Origin of the sequence: Mycobacterium sp. Root265 (genome assembly GCF_001428895.1) — a bacterium.
Classification (GTDB): domain Bacteria; phylum Actinomycetota; class Actinomycetes; order Mycobacteriales; family Mycobacteriaceae; genus Mycobacterium.
This window is the reverse complement of sequence record NZ_LMJA01000001.1, coordinates 95,956-111,808: the sequence shown is the minus strand read 5'-3', so window position 1 is coordinate 111,808 and position 15,853 is coordinate 95,956. Positions and strand designations below refer to the sequence as shown.

Genomic DNA, 15,853 nt, shown 5'->3' with positions numbered 1-15,853 from the left:
GTCAGCCTACTTTCAGGGCGGCGGCGAACATCGCATCGGTGCCGTGCAGGTGCGGCCACAACTGCACGTAGGGTCCGTCGCCGAGCTGATCGACACCGGGGAAGAACTCCCGGGTGTCCAGCGCCGTCACCGGTTGCCTGCGCAGCGCGTCGGCCACCACCCCGACGGTCTCGGCCAGATGCGGCGAACACGTGGCGTAGAGCACCACACCACCGGGCCTGGTCAGTCCGATCGCCGAGGCCAGCAGCTCACGCTGCAACTTGGCCAGCGTGGGCACGTCGCCGGGTTGGCGCCGCCAGCGCGCCTCGGGCCTGCGGCGCAGTGCGCCCAGCCCGGTGCACGGCGCGTCGACCAGCACGCGGTCGAAGCTTGCCGGTTCCAGACCGGACTCCCGCCCGTCCACCCGCAACACGTCGACGGGCAGTCCGGCGGTGTTCCGTTCCACGAAATCGGCCCGGTGCTCGGCGGGCTCCACCGCGGTGACACGGGCATCCCCGGCCAGCGCCGCGATCAGCGCGGTCTTGCCGCCCGGTCCCGAACACAGGTCCAGCCACCGCCCGTTGTCGGGGCCGTCCACGGTCGCCAGGGTGAGTGCCCGGGCGACCAGCTGCGATCCCTCGTCCTGCACCAGTGCGGCACCTTCGCGCACGGCGGCCAGGTCACCCGGGTCACCGCCGGACAGATAGACCGCATACGGCGAGAACCGGCCGACGGTGCCGTCGACCTGGGCGGCCAGGTCCGTGGCGGTCAGCACACCGGGTCGGGCCGCCAGGTGCACGACCGGGCGCTCGTCGTCGCTGGCGAGCAGCGCGCCGAGTTGGCCGGCGCCGGCGCCGAGGGCGTCGACGAAGGCCTGGGCCACCCACCGCGGGTGCGCGTTGACGAAGGCGGCGTGCCCGATGGGATCGGTGGCCTGCGGGGGTGCCAGTTCGGCAACCCAGGCCTGCTCATCCTGGCCGGCGATCTTTCGCAGCACACCATTGACGAAACCTGCGCGTACCGAATCGAATTCGATGCCGGCCTGATCGACGGTGGTGTCGAGGGCGGCGTGCGCGTCCACCCTGGTGCGCAGCAATTGGTAGCTGCCCAGCCGCAGCAGGTCCAGCAGGACCGAGTCGATCTGGTCCACGGGCCGGTCGGCCGCGGAGCTGATCACGGCGTCGAGCAGACCCCGGGTGCGACAGGTGCCGTAGGCCAGTTCGGTGGCGAAGGCGGCGTCGAGGCCTTTGATCCCCCGTTCGCGCAGTAACGCCGGCAGGGTGAGGTTGGCGTAGGCGTCGCGTTCGCTGACCGCGCGCAACACGTCGAACGCCGCGCGCCGGGCCGGGTCCAGCGGCTTGCGCGGCGGACCCTTGCGCTGCGGTGCGTTGTTGGAGTGGTGGCGCGACGGGCGCCCACCACGCCCCGGTGACGAGGGCCGGCTCACAGCGCGCGCACCGATGCGTCCGGACGTGCGCCGCGTGCCCAGTCGGCGGCGTTCATCGGCTTCTTCCCGGGCGGCTGCACCCAGCTCAGGGTGACCGCATGCGAACCGGTGCCGACCCACACGTCACGCCTGCCGACCTCGATCTCACCGACTGCGAGCGCCTTGGTGTCATCGGGACGCACCGGTCCCACCTTGACGCGGACGTCGCCGATCATCGTCCAGGCGCCGGGATTCGGGGTGACCGCACGGACCCGGCGATCGACCGCGTGCGCGGGCAGTTCCCAGCGCACCCGCGCCTCCTCGACGGTGATCTTGGGCGCGACGGTGACCCCGTCGGCGGGCTGGGGTACCGGGTTCAACGAACCGTCGGCGATACCGTCCATGGTGGCCTCCAATAATCCTGCACCCGAAACAGACAGCCGCTCAAGCAGATCCCCGGCGGTGTCGGTCGGGCGGATGGTTTCGGTGACGACGCCGTAGACGGGTCCGGAGTCCAGGTCCAGTTCGATCTGGAAGGTGGTGGCCCCGGTCACCTCGTCTCCTGCGGCGATCGCGGCCTGCACCGGGGCGGCGCCGCGCCAGGCCGGCAGCAGCGAGAAGTGCAGATTCACCCAGCCGTGCTCGGGTACCGCCAGCAGATCCGCACGCAGCAGCGCTCCGTAGGCGACCACCGCGCAGGCGTCGGGTGCCAGGGCGGTCAGTTCGGCAACGAACTCCGCGGTGTTGGGCCGCTCGGGTTTGAGCACCGGGATGCCGTGCTCGGCGGCCAGCTGGGCCACCGGGGACGGCGCCGGTTTTCCGCGCCGGCCCGCCGCGGCATCGGGCCGGGTCAGCACCGCGACGACGTCATGGTTTTCGGATTCGATGAGTCGACGCAGCGAGGGCAGCGCAGGCTCCGGTGTTCCGGCAAAGACGAGTCGCACCGAGACAGTCTAGGGAAGGCGCGCGGTGAGGTAGCCCCCGCCCGACCCGTCCTCCGGCAGCGACCGCCGATAGTACGCCGCGGCATCGGCTTGCGACTGCACCTCGACCTGCCAGCCCCGTTCGGACAGCCAGTCCGCGAGGTCCGGGCCGAACCCGGTCGCCGGCCGTTGTGCCGCCTTCGATGCACCGGTGATCGCTGCGATCCCGGAACCGGTCGCGCCGGTCACCTGGGCCGGCAGCACGCAGGCATAGCGGCTGCCCGGTGCGGCTGCCGCGACGATTCGGTTCAGGACGGCGTGCACTCGGCGGCGGGGAAGGTAGTCGAGGACGCCTCCGTCGAGCCAGGCGGTGGATTCCCGGTCGTCGAATCCGGCGGCGGTCAGCCGTTCCCACCAGTCCGCCTCGATGTCGGCGGGGACCACCCGCCGGTCGGCGGACGCGGTATGGGAGGCCAGCACCTGCTCCTTGAAACCGAACATCTGCGGCAGGTCGATCTCGAAGTAGCGGCACGGCTCTGCCCACGGCAGCCGAAACGCGTAGGTGTCCAGACCTGCACCCAGTTCGACGATCTGTGTGCACCCGGCGCTGACCGCCCCGAGCAGGTAATCCTGCAGGCGGCGCACCGACACCGCGCGGGCGGTCATGGCCGGGGCGAGCCGTTGCAGCGTCTCCCATGTCGCGCGGGCTTGCGGTGACGCATCAGGGCCGGTGAACTCGGGTTCGGCGGCGCGGACGAACAACTCGGCATAGGGATCGTCGAACAGCCGATCCGGTCGCTGCGTTTCGCCGGCGCGGATGAGCGCCACGCCCAGCGCGGTGACCGGTACTCCGGCCAATGATTCGGGAAGCATCAACGGCCGGATCAGCGCGGGGTTTGATAGAACTCGCGTTCCTGCACACCGGCGATCGGCGCCACGAACATCCACGGCATCGTGGTGATCAACCGGTTCACCCCGGCCACCGCATCGTTGTAGTACTGGCGGGCGAAGGCCAGCTTGTTCTCGGTGTCGGCGAGGTTCTCCTGCAGGTTCAGGAAGTTGTTCGACGAATTGAGCTGCGGGTAGCTCTGCCCGAGTGCCAGCACCCGGCCGAGCGCGGTGTCCAGTTCGCCCTCCGCGGCGCTGCGCCGGGCCACCGATTCACCGCCGGTGGCCGCGTTGAGTGCGGCCCGGGCGTCGGTGACGTGATCGAGGATCGCCTTCTCGTGGGTGGCGAACGTTCCCACCGCGTGCACCAGGCTGGGGATCAGCGCCGCCCGCCGGGTCAGTTCGACATCGATCCCGGACAGTGCCTCGGACACCCGCACGTCGGCGGTTTTGAGCTTGTTGTAACCGGCCACCAGCCCGATCAGCACCAGCACCGCGATCGCGAGCACCAGAATCAGCAAGAACCTCACCATGATCCGCCTCCACCTCCTCCGCCACCGCCACCGCCGCCGCCCCCACCGCTGCTACTGCTGCCGCCGCTCGAGGAGGAGGCCTGCGACGCGGTGTAGGCGCCGATCGATGACGACAGCGCCGATTCGAAACTGTCGAACCCCGCCACGTCGGAGCCTCCGGCCAGGCCCCAGGATGTCGTGGACGAGGAGTAGTACCACTCCGGTTGCGGCGCAACGGCGCCGGTGGCGTCGCGATACTTCTGCGCCCACAGGGCCGCGCTGCCCGCAGCCACCGCGAACGGGACGTAGGCCGCGTAGAGATCCTTGCGGGCCCCGAAATCGAAGCGGCTCTCCGCCGAGTCGGTGGACAGCAGCCGGTGGAATCCGCCTGCCCGTGACCACAGTTCGCGACCGGCCTCGGTGCGCCGGGTACCGACACCGTCACGCCAGGACACGGTGGAGAACAGGAAGAAGGCCGCGAACGGCAACGCCCACAGGGTGATCGGGAAACCCCAGCGGAAGAAGCCGCACACCATCAGGATCGCCGCGACGGCATTGGCCGCGCGCAACCACAGTTCCTTGCGGCGCTTGACCATCAGGCCCTCGTCGATGGCCCATTTCTGCACCGCGGCGGTCATGTCGGTCTTGGCCGCGCTGAGCTTCTCCCCCGCCTTGGCGGACTTCCTGGCCTTGAACTCGGCGCCGGGGCCGATGACCTTCAGCGCCGAACCGACGGCGACACCCACCGGGTCGATATCGGCCCAGGCGCCCGGCTGGGCGGTCCCGGTGACGTTCCAGTCGTCCTTGCTGATCTGGCGCAGCTCGACCAGTTTGCGTTCGGCCAGGTGGAACAGTGTGGCGGTGAGGCCGTTCTTCGGGACCGCCTCGGTGCGGATGTACTCGGTCTGCACCGGTCCCAGCCCGGGCGGCGGGGCGTACTGGATCGGGAAACCCGGGGGACGTTCGAAGGTGCTGCGCGCCCACAGGATGGCCACGGCGGCGCCGAGCAGGGTCAGCGCCAGCAGCACCACCACCCGGGTCGTCGACTGCCCCAGCACCCGGTCCCAGTGGTAGGTCCACGGCAGCTCTGCGCGCGGCGGCGTCGGCATGTCCACGCCCGCCCGCAGGGTGACCGGGGTGTGTGGCGCCAATCCCTGCGCGCCCAGTCGCACGGTGTTGCCGTCGACGGTGAGGTCGCTGCAGGCGGTGCCGCGACCGAATCCGACCGAACACTGGGCGCCGAGCACCGGTTCGGGCAGCGTCACCGTGATGTCGACGTTCTCGATCTCGTTGTTCCAGGCGGGTGCGATGACGTTCCAGAAGAACACCGTGGGCGCGTTCGCGTCGCCCGTCGATTCGCCGAATTGTTTACCGGCGCCGGTGGTTCCGGGATCGAGCACACCGGGGATGGTGTACCGGATCTCGAACACGTGCGGCCCAGGGGCCAGGGTGCTGTCCGGGCTGCCGATCTTGGCCACCCGGAACCGTTCCCGGCCCTCCCAGAGCAACTGGTAGGGCGCCGGCTCGCCGTCCCACAGGATCGACCGGAGTTCGGGCACCTGCCGGACCTTGGGACTGTTCTGGTTCGTCACATCCCAGTGCCGGAAGATGCCGTGCCGTCCGACGGGGAACTCACCGGTGATGGTCTCGACCGCATCCAGATCACCGTCGGCGTTCACCGTGTAGTGGGCGGTGTAGTCGCTGATGACCACCGGATCCGCGGCGGCGTCGCCACCACCGGTGGGGGTGGCGCTGAACACCAGCGGCCACAGCACGCCAAACGCGATGAGCACCAACGGGATCAACAGCTTGAACAGCCGCCCCATACCCACCTCCGCACCGGTTACGTTGCTTACCCTATGTGCAAGGGATCCATTTGCACACGAACCGGCTGCTGGTCGTGACGGGCGCTCATCGAGTTCACCGCGCGCCGCAGGGCCGCAGCCAGGTCCAGGCCACCGGTGCGGGGCACCCGCACCAGCATCCGGCTCACCACGCTGTCGACCGCGACACCGGGAGGTCTGCGCGCCCCGGGCGGCAGGTCCACCGGCCCCAGCGGTTCGGCCTCGGGTGGCAACTCGGCGGCCTCCAGCAGCGCGGTGACCGCCTCGGGCACCCCGTCGAGCACCGCGAGATGCACCGCCGGGGGCAGCGCCACCTCGTCGCGGCCGTTCAGTTCGGATTCGGCATGGCCGACCGGGTCCCAGCGGATCAGCGATTGCACGGTCGGAATCGCCGACTCGGCGATCACCGCCACCGAGCCACCGTCGGCGCGGCTGCGGACCAGAGCCGCCGCGGCCATCCAGCGCCGCAACGTGTCCTCGGCCGCCCGCAGATCCTGACGGCCCAGCAGCGCCCAGCTGTCGAGCAGCAGCGCGGCACCATAGCCGCCCTCGGCCACCGGCTCGGCGCCGGGGGTCGCGACCACCACCGCCGGTTTCGGACCCACCGTGGACAGCACCGACTCACCGCCCGAGGTGATGACGGTGGCGCCCGGCAGCGCCCGCCCGAGCTCCTCGGCGGTCCGTCGCGCACCGACCACCACCGCGCGCACCGCATCAGATCCGCAGCTCACGCATCGCAACGTCAGTTCGGCGCGGGCGCACCAGCGGCACACCGCGCCGTGCGTGTCACGGTCCGGCAGCGACAGCGGCCCGGTGCAGTGCCTGCACCGGGCCACGGTGCGGCAGCGGGCACAGGCCAGGGCCGGGACGTATCCGCGCCGCGGCACCTGCACGAGTACCGGGTGCCCGGCCTCCAGCGCGGCGCGCGCGGCGCGCAGTGCCATCGACGGCAGCCGCGCCGTATGTGCCGCCGGGTCGCGTTCCTGGTCGAAGGCGTTGTCGTCCAATGCCACCACCCGCGGCGCGTGGTTACGCACCACCGGCCGGGCCGCGACGAGATCATGGGCCCACCGGCTGCGCACCAGTGCGTGCGCCTCGGCGGTCCTGGCATACCCGCCGATGATTGCGGCACAACGCGATTGGTGTGCCCGCAGCATGGCCACCTCTCGGGCATGCGGGTACGGCGCCCGGGGTTCGGCGAGGTTGTCGTCACCGTCGTCCCAGACGATGACCAGACCGAGGTCGGCGATGGGCGCGAACACGGCACTGCGGGTGCCGATCACCAGCCGGGCCTGACCGCGCAGCACCGCCAGCCAGCGCCGGTAGCGCTGCGAGGGCCCCAGCCCGGCCGACAGCGCCACCACCCGGGATTCGTCCACACAGCTCACCGCGGCCGCATGCACGGCGTCGACGTCCCCTTGGTCGGGCACCACGATCAGCGCACCGCGCCCGGCATGCACGGTGGCCGCCGCGGCCTCGGCGAGCCGCAACGCCCAGTGCTCGCCGGGCAGTGCCTGCCACACCGCCCGCGCCGCCCGGCCCTCCCGGATCGCGGCCAGGAACTGTTCGCCGCGCCCGTATTGCGCCCATCCCGACTCGTCGACCGGCTGGTGCGCCAGCCGCGGCAGCTCGGCCTGCGGCTTCTTCTCCACACCCGCGTGCCGCGGCGGTATCGCCAGCCGCAGCACGTCGGGTCGGGTGCCGACGTAGCGGGCCGCGACCGCGTCCGTCAGCCTGCGGATCTCGGGGGTCAGCACCGGCTCGGCGGACACCACCCGGTCCAGCCAGCCGAGTTTGCCCGAATGATCGGTGTCCGAACGCCTTTCCAGGATGAAGGCGTCCACCAGCCTGCCGTGGAAACGCACCCGGACCCGCACCCCGGGCTGGGCGTCGTCGGATTGTTCGGCCGAGACGAGGTAGTCGAACTCGCGGTCCAGGTGCGGCACGGACAGCATCGGCAGCACACGCGCTATCGGCTCGTGCTCGGCGGCGCGACGGGTCTGCGTCACCCCTGCTGCCACCGGACGCCGGTCGTGCGCTGCCGCCCGAAGAAGAAGCCGGCGGTGATCAGGAACAGCGATGCCGCATACGCCCACCAGATAGGTACCGCCAACGCCTCCGACCCGAGCACGAACTTGCTGATGCCGATCATCGAATCCGAGACCGCGAAACACACCGCACCCAGGGCAGTCCACGGCGTCGGCAGCTCGGCGAGCAGTGCCGCACACACCATCGCGCCGAGTACGGCCATGTACACGGTGACCGGCAGCGCCATGCCCTGCTCGAGCAGGGCCGGCCAGAACCACATCAGCATTGCCACGCAGGCCAGAACCACGACCGCGGCCGCAACCAGCCGCGCGGTGCGCCGGGCCACCAATGGGACCAGGGCGGCAAGGAAGCACAGGTGGGCGATCAGGAACGAGGCCAGGCCCAGCACGAAGGACGGCTCCCACCACGGCATGGCGAGCAGATAGTCACCGGCGGCGGACCCGATCAGCGCCGCGATGAGCCAGCGTCGTTCCCGGGCGACCGGGTGACGCAGCGCGGCGACCGCCAGCAGCACCGCGGCGGCGGCCTTCAGGGCGGGCTGCAGGGCGAACTGCCCGGTGAGTTCGGCGCCGGAGGGCACCCGCAGCGCGACGGTGATCAGAAAGATGCCGTAGCCGGCGCCGACGGCCACCGCGAGTGCCCAGAACAGCACGGTCCAGCGCGCTGCGTACGGTGAACCCATGCCTGAATCCGGTACCGACAGACCCGCCTTGGACGCCATCCTGGAGAAGGTACTGGAAGCGGTGCCGTTCCAATTGACGATGGAGGGTGGTCCCGACGCCGCGCGGGAGCGTTTCCGCGCACTGCCGCGCCGCGAGGTGCACCCGGAACTGCGCGTCGAGGACCGCACCGTCGGCGGCGTGCCGGTGCGGATCTACTGGCCGTCGGAACCTGCGGAGAAGCCGCCGGTGCTGCTGTTCTTCCACGGCGGCGGCTGGGTCGTCGGCGATCTGGACACCTATGACGGCACCGCCCGCGAGCATGCGGTCGGCGTGGGTGCGGTGGTGGTGTCGGTGGACTACCGGCTGGCCCCCGAACATCCCTATCCGGCGGCGGTCGAGGACGTCTGGGCCGTGACCCGGTGGGTCGCCGCCCACGCCGATGAACTGGGCGCGGACCCCGCCCGCATCGCGGTGGCCGGGGACTCTGCCGGCGGCAACCTGGCCGCGGTGGTGGCCCAGCTGGCCCGTGACGCCGGGCTGGGCCTGCGCGCCCAGCTGCTCTGGTACCCGGCAACCACGTGGGACACCAGGCTGCCGTCGTTCACCGAGAACGCCGACGCACCGATCCTGGACCGCGGTTCGGTCGCCGGGTTCTCCAAGCTGTACGCCGGTGACACCGATCTGAGCGATCCGCCGGCCACCCTGGTGCCTGCCCGCGCCGCATCGCTGGCCGACGTTGCCCCGGCCTATATCGCGGTGGCCGGATACGACCCGCTGCGCGACGACGGCATCCGCTATGCGGAACTGCTGGCCGCCGCCGGTGTGCCCGCGCAGGTCCACAACGCAGACACGCTGGTCCACGGCTATCTGGGTTATCACGGCGTCGTGCCGGCGGCCACCGAGGCGGCCGATCTCGCCTTTGCCGCACTGCGGGGCGCGTTAGCCTGACGTCATGGCTCACCCCTCGCCCTCTTCTCCCACGACCAGGCCGGATGTCGACCCCAACCTCAAGGCCCTGTTGGACGCCGTACCACTGGAATTCACCGCCGAGGACGGTGTCGATGTGGCCCGCGAGAAGTTCCGTGCGCTCAGGCCGCCGCCGGAGATGCTCCCGCAGCTGCGGGTCGAGGAGCGCACCATCGGGTACGGCGACCTCACCGACATCCCGGCGCGGATCTACTGGCCGCCGGTCGAACAGCACGACAATCTGCCGGTGCTCGTCTACTACCACGGTGGTGGCTGGGCGATCGGCGATCTGGACACCCATGACCACGTGGCCCGCGCACATGCGGTGGGCGCCGAGGCCATCGTGGTGTCGGTGGACTACCGGCTCGCCCCCGAGCATCCCTTCCCCGCCGGCGTCGAGGACGCATGGGCGGCGCTGCGCTGGGTGGGCGAGCATGCCGCCGAACTGGGTGGTGACCCGACACGGATTGCGGTGGCCGGGGATTCGGCGGGCGGCAACCTCTCGGCGGTGATGGCCTTGCGCGCCCGTGACGCCGGCGGGCCGCCACTGGTGTTCCAGTTGTTGTGGTACCCGGTGGCCGTCGGCGACATCAAGGCGCCATCGTTCATCGAGAACGCCGACGCCTACATCCTCAACCGGGACGTCACCAACGCCTTCCTGACTTGGTACCTGCCCGGTGTCGATCTCGACGATCCCGGCTCGCTGCCCACCGATGTCGCACCAGCGAATGCCGACTCGCTGAGCGGGCTGCCGCCGGCCTTCATCGGCACCGCCGAACACGACCCGCTGCGCGACGACGGCGGCAAGTACGCCCAACTGCTCACCGCGGCCGGAGTTGCGGTGCAGCACAGCAACGAACCGACGATGGTGCACGGCTACGTCAGTCTCGCGCTGGCCTCCCCCGCGGCCACCGAGGCCACCGAACGCGGCATCGCTGCCCTTCGCGCCGCACTGCACCCCTGAGGATCCGCTCATGACGCCGGAATTCCACACCGTCATCATCGGCGCCGGGTTCTCCGGCATCGGTGCGGCGATCGCGCTGGACAAGGCCGGCCTGAGCGACTACCTCATCGTGGAGGCGGGCGCGGAGGCCGGCGGCACCTGGTACTGGAACACCTATCCCGGTATCGCCGTGGACATCCCGTCGTTCTCCTACCAGTTCTCGTTCGAGCAGAGCCCGGACTGGTCACGCACCTACGCCCCGGGTCACGAACTGAAGGCCTATGCCGATCACTGCGTGGCCAAGTACGGGATCGCCTCCCGGATCCGGTTCGGCACCGAGGTCATCGGGGCCCATTTCGACGCGGACGCCGACCTGTGGCGGCTGAGCACCAAGGATTCGACCATCACCGCGCGGCATCTGATCAATGCCGCGGGTGTGCTCAATGTGCCGAAGCTGCCCGACATCCCGGGCGTGGACACCTTCGCGAGCACCACCCTGCACACCGCGCGCTGGGATCACGGCGCCGACCTCACCGGGAAGCGGGTCGCAGTGATCGGCACCGGGGCCTCGGCGGTGCAACTCATCCCGGAGATCGCCCCAAAGGTGGCACACCTCAGCGTGTTCCAACGCACCCCCATCTGGTGTTTCCCCAAACTCGATGTGCCACTGCCCGCCCCGGCCCGGTGGGCGATGCGCCTACCGTTCGGCAGCACCGCGCAGCGGCTGCTCAGTCAGGCCTATGTGGAGGTGACCTTCCCGCTGTCCGCGCAGTATCACAGCGTGCTGCCCCTCAGTGGGGGCGCCGAGCGGATGGCCAGGAACTATCTGCGGCGCGAGGTCAAGGATCCGGCGTTGCGGGACAAGCTGACTCCGCGCTACGCGGTCGGCTGTAAACGCCCGGCCTTCCACAACAGCTACCTGGACACCTTCAACCGGGACAACGTCAGCCTGGTCACCGAGGCAATCGAGCGGATCACCCCGGCCGGCGTGGTCACCGCGGACGGCGTCGCCCACGATGTCGACGTGCTGGTGCTGGCCACGGGTTTCAAGGTGATGGACGTCGATTCGGGGACCTTCCCGCTGATCGGCCCCGGCGGCCAGTCGCTGGCCGATTTCTGGACCCGCAACCGGATGCAGGCCTATGAGGGGGTCAGCGTGCCCGGCTTCCCGAACTTCTTCAACATCTGCGGGCCCTACGGGTACGTGGGCTCATCGTATTTCGCATTGATCGAGACGCAGACCCGCCATATCGTGCGCTGCCTGCAGCAGGCGGACCGTACGGGCGCGGCCCGCGTCGAGATACGCCAGGAGGCCAACGCCCGCTACTTCGACGAGATGATGCGCAAACGGCACCGTCAGATCTTCTGGCAGGACAGTTGCGCGTCGGCCAACAGTTACTACTTCGACAAGAACGGTGACGTGCCGCTGCGACCGGCCAGCACGCCCGAGGCGTACTGGCGCAGCCGCAGCTTCCCGCTCAGTGACTACGAATTCACCCCATAACGCGCGAGCAGACACAAATGGCCCCGATTCCATCCGGAATCGGGGCCATTTGCGACTGCTCGCGCAGTGAAAAGCTAGACGGACGCCTTCAGGTCGTCGACCTTGTTCGTCTGTTCCCACGGCAGCTCGATGTCGGTGCGGCCGAAGTGACCGTAGGCCGCGGTCTGCGCGTAGATCGGGCGCAGCAGGTCCAGGTCGCGCACGATCGCACCCGGACGCAGATCGAACACGCTGCTGATGGCCTTCTCGATGCGGGCCGGGTCGACGGTCTCGGTGCCGAACGTCTCGACGAACAGCCCGACCGGGGCGGCCTTGCCGATGGCGTAGGCGACCTGCACCTCGACACGCTCCGCGAGCCCGGCGGCGACCACGTTCTTGGCCACCCAACGCATCGCGTAGGCCGCCGAGCGGTCCACCTTTGACGGATCCTTGCCCGAGAACGCACCGCCACCATGGCGGGCCCAGCCACCGTAGGTGTCGACGATGATCTTGCGACCGGTCAAGCCGGCGTCACCCATCGGGCCACCGAGCACGAACTTGCCGGTCGGGTTGACCAGCAGGCGGTAGTCGGAGGTGTCCAGGGTCTCGTGGCCGAGATCCTCCAGGACGGTGTTGACGACCTTCTCGCGGATGTCGGGGGTCAGCAGGCTTTCCAGGTCGATATCGGCGGCGTGCTGGGTCGAGAGCACCACGGTGTCGAGGCGCACCGGCGTCGTGCCGTCGTACTGGATGGTGACCTGGGTCTTGCCGTCCGGTCGCAGGTAGGGCAGCACGCCGTTCTTGCGGACCTCGGTGAGGCGGCGGGCCAGCCGGTGCGCCAGCGCGATCGGCAGCGGCATGAGTTCGGGGGTGTCGCCGATGGCGTAGCCGAACATCAGGCCCTGATCACCGGCACCCTGGGAGTCCAGCGGATCACCCGCACCCTCGACCCGCGCCTCGTGCGCCTTGTCGACGCCCTGGGCGATGTCCGGGGACTGCGCGCCGATGGCGACGTTCACGCCGCAGGACGCACCGTCGAAGCCCTTGGTCGACGAGTCGTAGCCGATCTCCAAGATGCGCTCGCGCACGATCTTGGGGATATCGGCGTAGGCCGATGTGGTGACCTCGCCGGCGACATGCACCTGGCCGGTGGTGACCAACGTCTCCACCGCGACCCGCGATGCGGGATCCTGCTCCAGCAGCGCGTCGAGCACCGAGTCGCTGATCGCATCACAGATCTTGTCGGGGTGACCTTCGGTGACCGACTCACTGGTAAACAGCCGACCTGCGCTCACGTGGCATCCTCCATTAGTTAGGTAGACGAATTATTGTTGTGCTCACTGGCAGCCAACCGTGTAAACGCCCATGACGCAACAGTTACCTGCACGCGGTTTCACCCCTGCAGGAGTGCCCCGATCGCGTCCACGATACGGCTGGCCATCAAAGTCTTCGAACCGTGCTCCAGCGCGGTCTCGGTGCCGTCGGCGGCCAGCATCCAACCGTCGTTGTGATCGACCTCGAATGCCCGGCCCTCACCGACCGCATTGACCACCAGCATCTCGCAGCCCTTGCGCTTGAGCTTGGCCCTGGCGTGGAACAACACATCGCCATTGGCATCGCCGGTCTCGGCGGCGAATCCGACGATCGCGCGCATATTGGGCAGCTGACCGTCGGCACGGGCGCGGACAGCTCCGGCGAGCACATCGTCATTGCGGACGAGTTCGACCGACGGCGCGTCTTTCTCGTCGGCACTCTTCTTGATCTTCGCGGTGGCCACGTGGGCGGGCCGGAAATCGGCGACGGCGGCAGCCATCACCAGGACGTTGGCATCGGGCGCGTGTTTGGACACCGCGTCTCCGAGCTGGGCGGCCGAGCCGATGTGCACGACGTTGACCCCGGCCGGATCGATCAGGCCGGCGGTGTTCCCGGCGACCAGGGTGACCTCGGCGCCGCGCTGGGCCATCACCCGCGCGACCGCATATCCCTGCTTGCCCGAACTCCGGTTGCCGATGAAGCGCACCGGGTCCAGCGGCTCCCGGGTGCCGCCCGCGGTGACCAGGACTTTCACCCCGGCCATGTCGTAGGGCAGGGCGTCGCCGCGTTCCAGCAGCAACCCGGCCAGGGTGGTGATCTCCTCGGCCTCGGGCAGCCGTCCCGGACCGGTGTCGGCGCCGGTGAGGCGCCCGGATGCGGGCTCCAGCACGATGGCACCGCGGCGCCGCAGCGTCGCGACGTTCTCGACGGTGGCCGGGTGGAACCACATCTCCGTGTGCATGGCGGGGGCGAACAGCACCGGACAGCGGGCGGTCAGCAGCGTCGCGGTCAGCAGATCATCGGCGCGGCCGGCGACGGCGCGCGCCAGCAGGTCGGCGGTCGCGGGCGCCACCACCACCAGATCGGCCTGCTGGCCGATCCGGACATGGGGAACCTCGGGAACGGATTCGAAGACACCGGTGTGCACCGGCTGTCCGGACAGCGCCTCGAAAGTCGCGGCGCCGACGAACTTCAGTGCCGACTCGGTGGGCACCACCCGGACCTCGTGGCCCGCCTCGGTGAGCTGACGGACGACGGTGCATGCCTTGTAGGCGGCGATGCCACCGGCGACGCCGACGATGATGCGCTTTTTGTCGGTCATATCCGCCCTTCGGCCGGGAGCCTCACAGGTCAGCTTGAGTGTTGCTCGCCCTCGGTGTGCTCAAGCAGATCGGCGTGGATCTCGCGCATCGCGATCGACAGCGGCTTCTCCTGCAGGCCCGGCTCGACCAGCGGACCGACGTATTCCAGGATGCCGTCACCGAGCTGGTTGTAGTAGTCGTTGATCTGGCGCGCGCGCTTGGCGGCGTAGATGACCAGCGCATACTTGCTCGACGCGCGGTCGAGCAGCTCGTCGATGGGCGGGTTGGTGATGCCCAGCGGGGTGTCGTAGGCGTTGGCGGCGTCAAGATTCTCGACAGGCGTGCTCACTGAAATTCTCCCAAGGTGTTACGAACTACGTGGTTATCAGGCAAGTGTTAAAGACGTTGCTGTTGGTGAGGTTGAGGCAGCTGTCGGATCGAACCGGCTAACGGGCCACCAGCAAGGATACCAATTCTGCGCACGCCGACTCCAATTGAGTGTTGACCACCACGACATCGAAGTCGCCCTGGGCGGCCATCTCCTCGCGCGCGGTGCTCAGTCGCCGGGCCTGTACCTCCGGGCTTTCGGTCCCGCGGCCGACCAGTCGCTCCTCCAGCACCGCCCAACTGGGCGGGGCGAGGAAGACCGTCGTCACCTCGGGCATCGCGGCCTTCACGGCGCGGGCACCGGCCAGATCGACCTCGATGAGTACCGGGACGCCCTGGCTGGTCGCGGAGCGCACCGGTGCTGCCGGGGTTCCCGAGCGGTGCAGGCCGCCGTGGATATCGGCCCATTCGAGGAGTTCGCCCTCGTCGATCAGCCGCTGGAACTGCTCGGCGGAGACGAAGCTGTAGTCCACGCCGTCGACCTCACCGGGTCGCGGCGCACGTGTCGTCACCGACACGCTGAAATGCAGGTCGGGGATCCGGTCGCGCAGACAGCGCACCACTGTGGACTTCCCGACGGCGGACGGGCCGGACAGGACCACCACTGCAGCCTTGTCCGGCCCACCACCAGTCTTCACTTGTATGTACTGCGTTTTAGTCGGCGGTGAAGTCGAACTTCTCCAGGAGTGCCTTGCGCTGACGATCACCGAGGCCGCGCAAGCGGCGGGTCGGAGCGATCTCCAGCTCGGTCATGATCTCCTGCGCCTTGACCTTGCCGACCTTGGGCAGTGCCTCCAGCAATGCGGAGACCTTCATCTTGCCGAGGACCTCATCGGACTCTGCGTCCTTGAGGACCTGCTTGAGGTTGGTGCCGCCACGCTTGAGCCGATCTTTGAGCTCGGCACGCGCTCGACGTGCGGCAGCAGCCTTCTCCAACGCTGCCGCGCGCTGTTCGTCGGTCAACTGGGGAAGGGCCACGGGGTTCCTCCGTCTCTCGCCATCTGTTGTTTCATCACGGCTGGATCACGTAACCAGCCAGCGACGACGACCGTACCCACGCATCCTGACGAAAGCTAACCCCACCCCCGGGTTATGCCGTCAAAAGGCCAGCGTGTACGGCATGTGTGCGCAATGCCGGTTTCCCGCGTGTCGGCACCGTTTGCGCGACCTGGATTT

At 69.3% G+C, this 15,853-nt stretch carries 15 protein-coding genes; 3 read left to right on the top strand and 12 right to left on the bottom strand.

The window, feature by feature from the left end; all coding sequences use genetic code 11:
- Position 1: 1 nt before the first annotated feature.
- From ASE48_RS00515 to ASE48_RS00485, 7 genes are all read right to left on the bottom strand, one after another.
- Positions 2-1,333 carry an RsmB/NOP family class I SAM-dependent RNA methyltransferase gene (locus ASE48_RS00515; RefSeq protein ID WP_057165546.1) on the bottom strand — a complete coding sequence of 444 codons (1,332 nt, stop codon included), beginning with the start codon at positions 1,331-1,333 and terminating at the stop codon, positions 2-4.
- Between the two features lie 89 nt (positions 1,334-1,422).
- Complete coding sequence (gene fmt, locus ASE48_RS00510) at positions 1,423-2,349, bottom strand: methionyl-tRNA formyltransferase (RefSeq protein ID WP_057165053.1); 927 nt, start codon at positions 2,347-2,349, stop codon at positions 1,423-1,425.
- 9 nt (positions 2,350-2,358) lie between these two features.
- Complete coding sequence (locus ASE48_RS00505) at positions 2,359-3,201, bottom strand: SAM-dependent methyltransferase (RefSeq protein WP_057165052.1); 843 nt, start codon at positions 3,199-3,201, stop codon at positions 2,359-2,361.
- An 11-nt stretch (positions 3,202-3,212) separates the two neighbouring features.
- Positions 3,213-3,749, bottom strand: coding sequence for a LemA family protein (locus ASE48_RS00500; protein WP_057165051.1), 537 nt, complete (start codon positions 3,747-3,749; stop codon positions 3,213-3,215).
- Positions 3,743-5,554 (bottom strand): DUF2207 domain-containing protein, encoded by a 1,812-nt coding sequence (locus ASE48_RS00495; protein WP_057165050.1) that lies wholly within the window; start codon positions 5,552-5,554, stop codon positions 3,743-3,745. The genes ASE48_RS00500 and ASE48_RS00495 overlap by 7 nt, the downstream gene beginning before the upstream one ends.
- A 26-nt stretch (positions 5,555-5,580) precedes the next feature.
- Positions 5,581-7,527 (bottom strand): primosomal protein N', encoded by a 1,947-nt coding sequence (locus tag ASE48_RS00490; RefSeq protein WP_082613954.1) that lies wholly within the window; start codon positions 7,525-7,527, stop codon positions 5,581-5,583.
- Between the two features lie 50 nt (positions 7,528-7,577).
- Complete coding sequence (locus ASE48_RS00485; RefSeq protein WP_235570575.1) at positions 7,578-8,303, bottom strand: lysoplasmalogenase; 726 nt, start codon at positions 8,301-8,303, stop codon at positions 7,578-7,580.
- Here ASE48_RS00485 and ASE48_RS00480 point away from each other — a divergent pair.
- From ASE48_RS00480 to ASE48_RS00470, 3 genes are read left to right on the top strand one after another with little or no spacing between them, the layout of a single operon-like run.
- Positions 8,302-9,231 carry an alpha/beta hydrolase gene (locus ASE48_RS00480; RefSeq protein ID WP_057165048.1) on the top strand — a complete coding sequence of 310 codons (930 nt, stop codon included), beginning with the start codon at positions 8,302-8,304 and terminating at the stop codon, positions 9,229-9,231. The genes ASE48_RS00485 and ASE48_RS00480 overlap by 2 nt on opposite strands.
- Positions 9,232-9,235: 4 nt before the next feature.
- Positions 9,236-10,213 (top strand): alpha/beta hydrolase, encoded by a 978-nt coding sequence (locus ASE48_RS00475; RefSeq protein ID WP_057165047.1) that lies wholly within the window; start codon positions 9,236-9,238, stop codon positions 10,211-10,213.
- Between the two features lie 10 nt (positions 10,214-10,223).
- On the top strand, positions 10,224-11,696 hold the full coding sequence (locus tag ASE48_RS00470; protein WP_057165046.1) for a flavin-containing monooxygenase: 1,473 nt from the start codon (positions 10,224-10,226) through the stop codon (positions 11,694-11,696).
- 74 nt (positions 11,697-11,770) lie between these two features.
- On the opposite strand, the gene metK is transcribed toward ASE48_RS00470, so the two are convergent.
- The 5 genes from metK to mihF all read right to left on the bottom strand — a co-directional run bounded on the left by metK (position 11,771) and on the right by mihF (position 15,655).
- Positions 11,771-12,970 carry a methionine adenosyltransferase gene (metK, locus tag ASE48_RS00465; RefSeq protein ID WP_057165045.1) on the bottom strand — a complete coding sequence of 400 codons (1,200 nt, stop codon included), beginning with the start codon at positions 12,968-12,970 and terminating at the stop codon, positions 11,771-11,773.
- 98 nt (positions 12,971-13,068) lie between these two features.
- Complete coding sequence (gene coaBC, locus ASE48_RS00460) at positions 13,069-14,310, bottom strand: bifunctional phosphopantothenoylcysteine decarboxylase/phosphopantothenate--cysteine ligase CoaBC (protein ID WP_057165044.1); 1,242 nt, start codon at positions 14,308-14,310, stop codon at positions 13,069-13,071.
- A 29-nt stretch (positions 14,311-14,339) separates the two neighbouring features.
- Positions 14,340-14,639 (bottom strand): DNA-directed RNA polymerase subunit omega, encoded by a 300-nt coding sequence (gene rpoZ, locus ASE48_RS00455; RefSeq protein ID WP_200962030.1) that lies wholly within the window; start codon positions 14,637-14,639, stop codon positions 14,340-14,342.
- Between the two features lie 97 nt (positions 14,640-14,736).
- Positions 14,737-15,315 (bottom strand): guanylate kinase, encoded by a 579-nt coding sequence (gene gmk / locus ASE48_RS00450; protein WP_057165042.1) that lies wholly within the window; start codon positions 15,313-15,315, stop codon positions 14,737-14,739.
- 16 nt (positions 15,316-15,331) lie between these two features.
- Positions 15,332-15,655 carry an integration host factor, actinobacterial type gene (mihF, locus tag ASE48_RS00445; protein WP_057165041.1) on the bottom strand — a complete coding sequence of 108 codons (324 nt, stop codon included), beginning with the start codon at positions 15,653-15,655 and terminating at the stop codon, positions 15,332-15,334.
- Positions 15,656-15,853 lie beyond the last annotated feature (198 nt).

Excerpts from the sequence above, each read along its gene's own strand:
- ASE48_RS00505 (WP_057165052.1), bottom strand. The coding sequence starts at position 3,201 with ATGCTTCCCGAATCATTGGCCGGAGTACCGGTCACCGCGCTGGGCGTG.
- ASE48_RS00500 (WP_057165051.1), bottom strand. The coding sequence starts at position 3,749 with ATGGTGAGGTTCTTGCTGATTCTGGTGCTCGCGATCGCGGTGCTGGTG.
- ASE48_RS00495 (WP_057165050.1), bottom strand. The coding sequence starts at position 5,554 with ATGGGGCGGCTGTTCAAGCTGTTGATCCCGTTGGTGCTCATCGCGTTT.
- ASE48_RS00490 (WP_082613954.1), bottom strand. The coding sequence starts at position 7,527 with ATGCTGTCCGTGCCGCACCTGGACCGCGAGTTCGACTACCTCGTCTCG.
- ASE48_RS00480 (WP_057165048.1), top strand. The coding sequence starts at position 8,302 with ATGCCTGAATCCGGTACCGACAGACCCGCCTTGGACGCCATCCTGGAG.
- ASE48_RS00485 (WP_235570575.1), bottom strand. The coding sequence starts at position 8,303 with ATGGGTTCACCGTACGCAGCGCGCTGGACCGTGCTGTTCTGGGCACTC.
- ASE48_RS00475 (WP_057165047.1), top strand. The coding sequence starts at position 9,236 with ATGGCTCACCCCTCGCCCTCTTCTCCCACGACCAGGCCGGATGTCGAC.
- ASE48_RS00470 (WP_057165046.1), top strand. The coding sequence starts at position 10,224 with ATGACGCCGGAATTCCACACCGTCATCATCGGCGCCGGGTTCTCCGGC.
- coaBC (WP_057165044.1), bottom strand. The coding sequence starts at position 14,310 with ATGACCGACAAAAAGCGCATCATCGTCGGCGTCGCCGGTGGCATCGCC.